The organism is Anoxybacillus eryuanensis (assembly GCF_051200995.1).
GTDB classification, from domain to species: Bacteria; Bacillota; Bacilli; order Bacillales; family Anoxybacillaceae; genus Anoxybacillus; species Anoxybacillus tengchongensis.
The window spans coordinates 139,184-145,250 of sequence record NZ_JBPODS010000004.1 but is presented as its reverse complement, the minus strand read 5'-3'; the positions used below and the strand labels follow the sequence as shown (position 1 = coordinate 145,250).

Sequence of the window (6,067 nt, the reverse complement as noted above, 5' to 3'; positions counted from 1 at the left end):
ATTTAGCATACTATTTCAGAAAGAGGGAGAAGTATATCCCGAAGGAATTTGCAAAAAAGAAGGCGTTTTATTCGGGGATAAAATGATAATTTACAATGCTTTCTCCGACAATTTGTAGCATAAATACTTGATCATCTGGTGAGACGAACCGTTCTGGAAGAGGAAAATATTCTTCAATGTTTTCAATCGCAGTAATTGGTTGTCCGGCTGTGACTTTTCCAACGATCGGAACATTGATGACATTGGTTTTCGGGATGGATTCGTGCTCGTCCAAAATCTCAATAGCTCGAGGTTTTGTAGGATCGCGTCGAATGAAGCCTTTACTTTCTAAACGAGCTAAATGGCCGTGGACGGTAGAACTCGAGGCTAAACCAACGGCTTCGCCAATTTCTCTTACTGACGGTGGATACCCCTTTGTGCGCACTTCTTGTTTAATAAAGTCCAAAATTTGTTGTTGCCGTTTTGACAATTTCGTCATCATTATACACCTCTTCCTTTTCAATCTTTGCCCATATTATAACATAATTTTGTATGTTAATACAAACATAAGTTCGAGAAAAATAGTTGACACGAACAGAAGTTCTCGTTATTGAAGTTCTCGTTATTATATATACAAACAAATGTTCTGGGGGTAGATTGTATGGGGAAAATACATTATGTGATGATGGTTTTGTTTAGTGTACTATTTGTATGGGCATTTTTACACGTAACACAATCTGTTGATAAAGAAAAATATGTTGAAATTACGGTATCAGCCGGCGATACGTTATGGGAGCTTGCAGATCAATATAAACATGAGCATCAATTGTCGCACCAGCAATTTATTGAATGGGTGATGAAAGTAAATGGGCGTTCGGATGACCGATTAATCGTTGGTGAGAAAATTGTCATTCCTGTGTTAAAATCAAATCATGAAAATCAACTTGTTGCTAACAAACCATAGAGAAAGGGATGACGGATGAACGCAATTATTTATTGTCGTGTAAGTACGACAAAACAGGCGCAAGAAACATCGTTACAAAGACAAAAAGAGGAGCTCAAAAAATTAGCCCAAGAATATGAAATGAATATTATCAAGATCATTGAAGAACAGGCAAGTGGCTATGACATTGAACGTGTAGGGATTATGGAGTTGCTTGATGCAATTAAACAACATCGCATTGATGTCGTTCTCGTTCAAGATGAAACAAGGCTCGGACGGGGAAATGCAAAAATTGCCCTTCTCCGTTGTTTACAAAAAGAAGGTATTCGCGTGTATACAGTTAGTCATCGCGGAGAGCTTCAGTTGTCAGAAGCCGATTCGATGGTGTTAGAAATCATTAGTATTGTAGAGGAGTATCAAAGAAAAATACATAACTTAAAAATTAAACGTGGGATGCAACGGGCTGTTCAAAACGGCTATCGACCGGAAAATAATTTGCGCAATGTTGGTGAACAGGCTGGAAGAGATCGGAAAGATGTACCGATAGAAGACATTGTTCGTTTGCGTCAAAATCGCTTAACGTTCGCAGAAATTGCGGCTACGCTCCGTTCACTAGGATATGATGTATCAAAAGCGACTGTTCATCGCCGATACAAAGAATATGAGCAACTTGCCAACAAAGAAAAATTTTTGTATGATGATACGAGCAAAAATGTCAATACAAAGGAATGAGGTTGAATGTTATCTTCTGAAAAAATAGCACGAATTAATGCGCTAGCTAAAAAAGCAAAAGTAGAAGGTCTTACAGATGAAGAAAAGCAAGAACAGCTTCAACTCCGTACGGAGTATATTGCTGCCTTTCGAGCGTCGATGATTGAAACATTGCATGCTGTAAAAGTTATTGATCCAAATGGCAATGATGTCACACCAAAAAAATTAAGGGATAGTAAGAAAAAACGTTTGCATTAATGTGCTTATCATGGAGAACATACTACATAGATGTTCTCTTTTTTCAGTAGTTTGTCAAAAAAAATGTTGTGAACCATTGTACATTTTACGAACTTTTCTATATCATAAAAGGTGAGAATGCTTGCAAACGAAAGGATGAAGATAATGACACACTCTATCGAACAATTATCAATTACAGCCATTCGTACGTTGTCAATTGATGCTATTGAAAAAGCAAATTCTGGTCATCCAGGTATGCCAATGGGTGCAGCGCCAATGGCGTATACATTATGGACGAAGTTTATGAATCATAATCCACGCAATCCAAAATGGTTCAATCGAGATCGCTTTGTATTATCAGCAGGGCATGGTTCAATGCTATTGTATAGCTTGCTCCATTTAAGCGGTTACGACGTCACAATGGAAGATATTAAACAGTTTCGTCAATGGGGAAGTAAAACACCGGGACATCCAGAATACGGTCATACGCCAGGTGTCGAAGCAACGACTGGACCGCTTGGGCAAGGGATTGCGATGGCTGTCGGAATGGCGATGGCAGAGCGTCATTTGGCGGCTACATACAACAAAGATAACTTCGAAATCATCAATCACTTTACATATGCCATTTGCGGTGACGGTGACTTAATGGAAGGGGTTTCTGCAGAAGCTGCTTCGTTAGCTGGTCACTTAAAACTCGGTCGCCTCATTGTCCTTTATGATTCGAATGATATTTCGCTAGATGGTGAATTAAATCTCTCGTTTTCAGAAAGTGTAGAACAACGTTTCAAAGCGTACGGATGGCAATATATTCGTGTAGAAGATGGTAATAACATCGAGGAAATTGCTCGAGCTATTGCTGAAGCTCAAAAAGATTTAGAACGCCCGACATTAATTGAAGTGAAAACAACAATCGGTTACGGTTCACCAAACAAGGCAGGAACAGCAGATGTACATGGTGCCCCGCTTGGGAAAGATGAAATTAAGCTAACAAAACAAGCATATAAATGGACGTTTGAAGAAGATTTTTATGTTCCAGACGAAGTGTATGCTCATTTTGAAAAAGTAGTAAAAGAAGCCGGAGAGAAAAAAGAAGCAGAGTGGAATGCTTTATTTGCTGAATATGAAAAGGCGTATCCAGACTTAGCAAAACAATTACGCATGGCGATTGATGGCAAACTTCCTGAAGGATGGGAAAAAGAGTTACCGGTATATGTAGAAGGAAAAAGTCTAGCGACACGTGCTTCTTCTGGAGAAGTACTGAATGCAATCGCAAAAGTCGTACCACAATTTTTAGGTGGATCCGCAGACTTAGCAGGTTCAAATAAAACGTTGATTAAAGGAGCAGGGGACTTCTTACCTGGAAGTTATGAAGGTCGTAACATTTGGTTTGGTGTACGTGAATTTGCGATGGGCGCAGCGTTAAATGGTATGGCGCTTCACGGCGGTGTGAAAGTGTACGGTGGTACGTTCTTCGTCTTTTCAGATTATTTACGTCCAGCGATTCGACTTGCTGCGCTTATGGGATTACCTGTCACATATGTATTTACACATGACAGCATTGCGGTTGGTGAAGATGGTCCAACGCACGAACCAATTGAACAACTCGCTTCATTAAGAGCGATGCCGAATGTATGTGTCATTCGTCCAGCAGATGCAAATGAAACAGCAGCTGCATGGCGATTAGCTGTAGAATCCACAGATCGTCCGACGGCACTTGTGTTGACACGTCAAAATCTTCCTACCCTAGCAACAACAGCGGAACGTGCATATGAAGGAGTGAAAAAAGGAGCGTACGTTGTTTCTGAAGCGCAAGGGGAAGTACAAGCATTATTGCTTGCATCTGGTTCAGAAGTGAGCTTAGCGGTAGAAGCACAAAAAGCGTTAGCGAATGAAGGTATTCATGTTTCTGTTGTAAGCATGCCTTCATGGGATCGTTTTGAAGCGCAACCAGCGCAATATAAAGAGAGTGTCATTCCAAAGCATGTGAAAAAGCGTCTTGCTATTGAAATGGGCTCATCTCTTGGTTGGGAGCGCTATACAGGTGATGAAGGTGATATTTTAGCTATCGATCGCTTCGGAGCCTCGGCACCTGGTGAAAAAATTATGCAAGAATATGGATTTACAGTGGAAAACGTCGTGGCACGAGTTAAAGCATTATTAGACAAATAATAAAACGGGGAGCATATCTCCCCGTTTTATTATCGAATAAAGATTTTTTACTGAACATATTGTACAAACCGTTATTGTTTAGTATAGTGTAATGTAGACAACATGAAGGAGGAAAAAATATGTGGGAAATGATTTTAGTAGGCATTGTAGCGCTTGCTGCTGGCGTTGCCCTAGGATTTTTTATTGCGCGTAAAACAATGATGAACTACTTAAAGAAAAATCCACCGATTAATGAGCAAATGATTCGAATGATGATGATGCAAATGGGTATGACTCCATCGCAAAAGAAAATTAATCAAATGATGAAAGCAATGAATAACCAGTTAAAATAAAGGCAAGGCACTCGTGACGAGTGTCTTTTTTAGCACAGGAAGAAGCTGTTGCTCGTATTTGTATTTTTTTGATAAAATATAATTAAATGAAGAAAGAATGGAGTGTCAATCATATGGACATTCAACTGCTTGTTGCGTTTGGGGCAGGTGTGCTTTCGTTTATATCCCCATGCTGCTTACCACTTTATCCAGCTTTTTTATCATATATTACAGGAATTTCTGTTAGTGATTTAAAATCCGATTATGCATTGTTACAAAAAAGAAGTTTGTTACATACGTTATTTTTTTTGCTTGGATTTTCATTTATTTTTATCGCCATTGGTTTTGGTACATCTATGCTTGGACGATTTTTTCATACATACCAAGATCTCATTCGTCAAATTGGTGCAATATTGATGGTATTTTTCGGATTTGTTATTATCGGCATCTTTAAGCCCACTTTTTTAATGACTGATCGTCGTTTATCATTTCAACAACGTCCATCAGGTTACATTGGCTCTTTTCTTATTGGTATGGCGTTCGCTGCTGGTTGGACGCCGTGTACAGGTCCGATTTTAGTATCGGTCATTGCTCTAGCAGCGACGAACCCAAGTTTAGGTGTTGTTTATATGACGGCCTATTCTCTTGGTTTTGCTTTGCCGTTTTTACTTTTATCTTTTTTTATTGGAAAAATGGGTTGGATTCGAAGACATCATGTTAAGCTAATGAAAGTCGGTGGATATGTCATGATTGGTATGGGGGTTGTATTGTTTTTTGACTGGATGACGAAAATCACGATTTATATGACAAATATATTTGGTGGCTTTACAGGTTTCTAGTTTCTTAGGGTGTGGAGGGAAAGAAAATGGCGAGAATTTTAATTGTCGATGATGCAAAATTTATGCGCATGACATTAGCGAATATTTTAAAAAAAGCAAATCATGAAGTGATTGGGGAAGCGGAAAACGGGAAAGAAGCTATTGAGCTCTATATACAGTTAAAGCCAGATGTGGTGACACTCGATATTACGATGCCAGTGATGAGTGGACTTGAAGCTGTCAAGGAAATTAAACTGCATGATCCGAATGCAAAAATTATTATGTGTTCAGCAATGGGACAACAAAAGATGGTCGTTGAAGCCATTGAAGCAGGAGCGCTAGATTTTATCGTAAAACCATTTGATGAAAGTCGCGTCATGGAAGCTATTCAACGTGTGTTACAGTAAGACGGGAAAGGAAGATTTACTTTGGCTATTTTTAGTTCGGTATTTGCGGTAGTTATGGCTGGAATCGTTTTCTTTATTCGGATGAAAGCAGCCGAAAAACCGACAAACGCCAAAAAAATTATATTACCCCCTATTTTTATGAGCACAGGAGCTCTTATGTTTCTTCATCCGATGTTTCGGGTAACGGCGCTAGAATGTGTAGAAGCAATTTTTGTTGGAGCGCTTTTTTCTATTTTGTTAATTAAAACATCTTCGTTTGAAGTTCGAGGCAACGACATTTATTTACAACGATCGAAAGCGTTCGTTTTTATTTTTGTTGGTTTAATTGTATTGCGTCTAGCTCTAAAAACATATTTAAGTCGCACCATTGAGTACGGAGAACTCGCGGGAATGTTTTGGATTTTAGCCTTCTCCATGATCGTTCCGTGGCGCATAGCGATGTACGCATCGTATCGTCGACTTCAACGTGAAATAAAAGAAAAAAGCTAATCA

Annotated in this window: 8 protein-coding genes and 1 pseudogene; 8 read left to right on the top strand and 1 reads right to left on the bottom strand. The window is 39.1% G+C overall.

Annotated elements, in window-relative coordinates; genetic code table 11:
• Window positions 1-91: 91 nt before the first annotated feature.
• Window positions 92-478: pseudogene (gene lexA, locus HNQ84_RS07145) on the bottom strand (transcriptional repressor LexA); the annotation flags it as partial.
• Window positions 479-640: 162 nt separating this feature from the next.
• Between lexA and yneA the strand changes: the two are divergent.
• The 8 genes from yneA to HNQ84_RS07105 all read left to right on the top strand — a co-directional run bounded on the left by yneA (window position 641) and on the right by HNQ84_RS07105 (window position 6,064).
• Window positions 641-943 carry a cell division suppressor protein YneA gene (yneA, locus tag HNQ84_RS07140; RefSeq protein ID WP_435621643.1) on the top strand — a complete coding sequence of 101 codons (303 nt, stop codon included), beginning with the start codon at window positions 641-643 and terminating at the stop codon, window positions 941-943.
• A gap of 15 nt (window positions 944-958) precedes the next feature.
• Complete coding sequence (locus HNQ84_RS07135) at window positions 959-1,654, top strand: YneB family resolvase-like protein (RefSeq protein ID WP_183248764.1); 696 nt, start codon at window positions 959-961, stop codon at window positions 1,652-1,654.
• A gap of 6 nt (window positions 1,655-1,660) precedes the next feature.
• Window positions 1,661-1,891 carry a DUF896 domain-containing protein gene (locus HNQ84_RS07130; protein ID WP_183248762.1) on the top strand — a complete coding sequence of 77 codons (231 nt, stop codon included), beginning with the start codon at window positions 1,661-1,663 and terminating at the stop codon, window positions 1,889-1,891.
• Window positions 1,892-2,035: 144 nt separating this feature from the next.
• On the top strand, window positions 2,036-4,039 hold the full coding sequence (tkt, locus tag HNQ84_RS07125; RefSeq protein ID WP_055441334.1) for a transketolase: 2,004 nt from the start codon (window positions 2,036-2,038) through the stop codon (window positions 4,037-4,039).
• A gap of 119 nt (window positions 4,040-4,158) precedes the next feature.
• Window positions 4,159-4,371, top strand: coding sequence for a YneF family protein (locus tag HNQ84_RS07120; protein WP_003398951.1), 213 nt, complete (start codon window positions 4,159-4,161; stop codon window positions 4,369-4,371).
• Window positions 4,372-4,484: 113 nt separating this feature from the next.
• Window positions 4,485-5,189, top strand: coding sequence for a cytochrome c biogenesis CcdA family protein (locus HNQ84_RS07115; RefSeq protein WP_435621642.1), 705 nt, complete (start codon window positions 4,485-4,487; stop codon window positions 5,187-5,189).
• A gap of 26 nt (window positions 5,190-5,215) precedes the next feature.
• The gene (locus HNQ84_RS07110; protein WP_435621641.1) at window positions 5,216-5,575 is read left to right on the top strand and encodes a response regulator; all 360 of its coding nucleotides are present in this window, start codon (window positions 5,216-5,218) and stop codon (window positions 5,573-5,575) included.
• Window positions 5,576-5,596: 21 nt separating this feature from the next.
• Entirely contained in the window at window positions 5,597-6,064 is a 468-nt protein-coding gene (locus HNQ84_RS07105; protein WP_435621640.1) for a CcdC family protein, read from the top strand.
• The last annotated feature ends 3 nt before the right edge of the window (window positions 6,065-6,067 follow it).

Excerpts from the sequence above, each read along its gene's own strand:
- HNQ84_RS07130 (WP_183248762.1), top strand. The coding sequence starts at position 1,661 with ATGTTATCTTCTGAAAAAATAGCACGAATTAATGCGCTAGCTAAAAAA.
- HNQ84_RS07135 (WP_183248764.1), top strand. The coding sequence starts at position 959 with ATGAACGCAATTATTTATTGTCGTGTAAGTACGACAAAACAGGCGCAA.
- HNQ84_RS07115 (WP_435621642.1), top strand. The coding sequence starts at position 4,485 with ATGGACATTCAACTGCTTGTTGCGTTTGGGGCAGGTGTGCTTTCGTTT.
- HNQ84_RS07120 (WP_003398951.1), top strand. The coding sequence starts at position 4,159 with ATGTGGGAAATGATTTTAGTAGGCATTGTAGCGCTTGCTGCTGGCGTT.
- HNQ84_RS07110 (WP_435621641.1), top strand. The coding sequence starts at position 5,216 with ATGGCGAGAATTTTAATTGTCGATGATGCAAAATTTATGCGCATGACA.
- tkt (WP_055441334.1), top strand. The coding sequence starts at position 2,036 with ATGACACACTCTATCGAACAATTATCAATTACAGCCATTCGTACGTTG.
- yneA (WP_435621643.1), top strand. The coding sequence starts at position 641 with ATGGGGAAAATACATTATGTGATGATGGTTTTGTTTAGTGTACTATTT.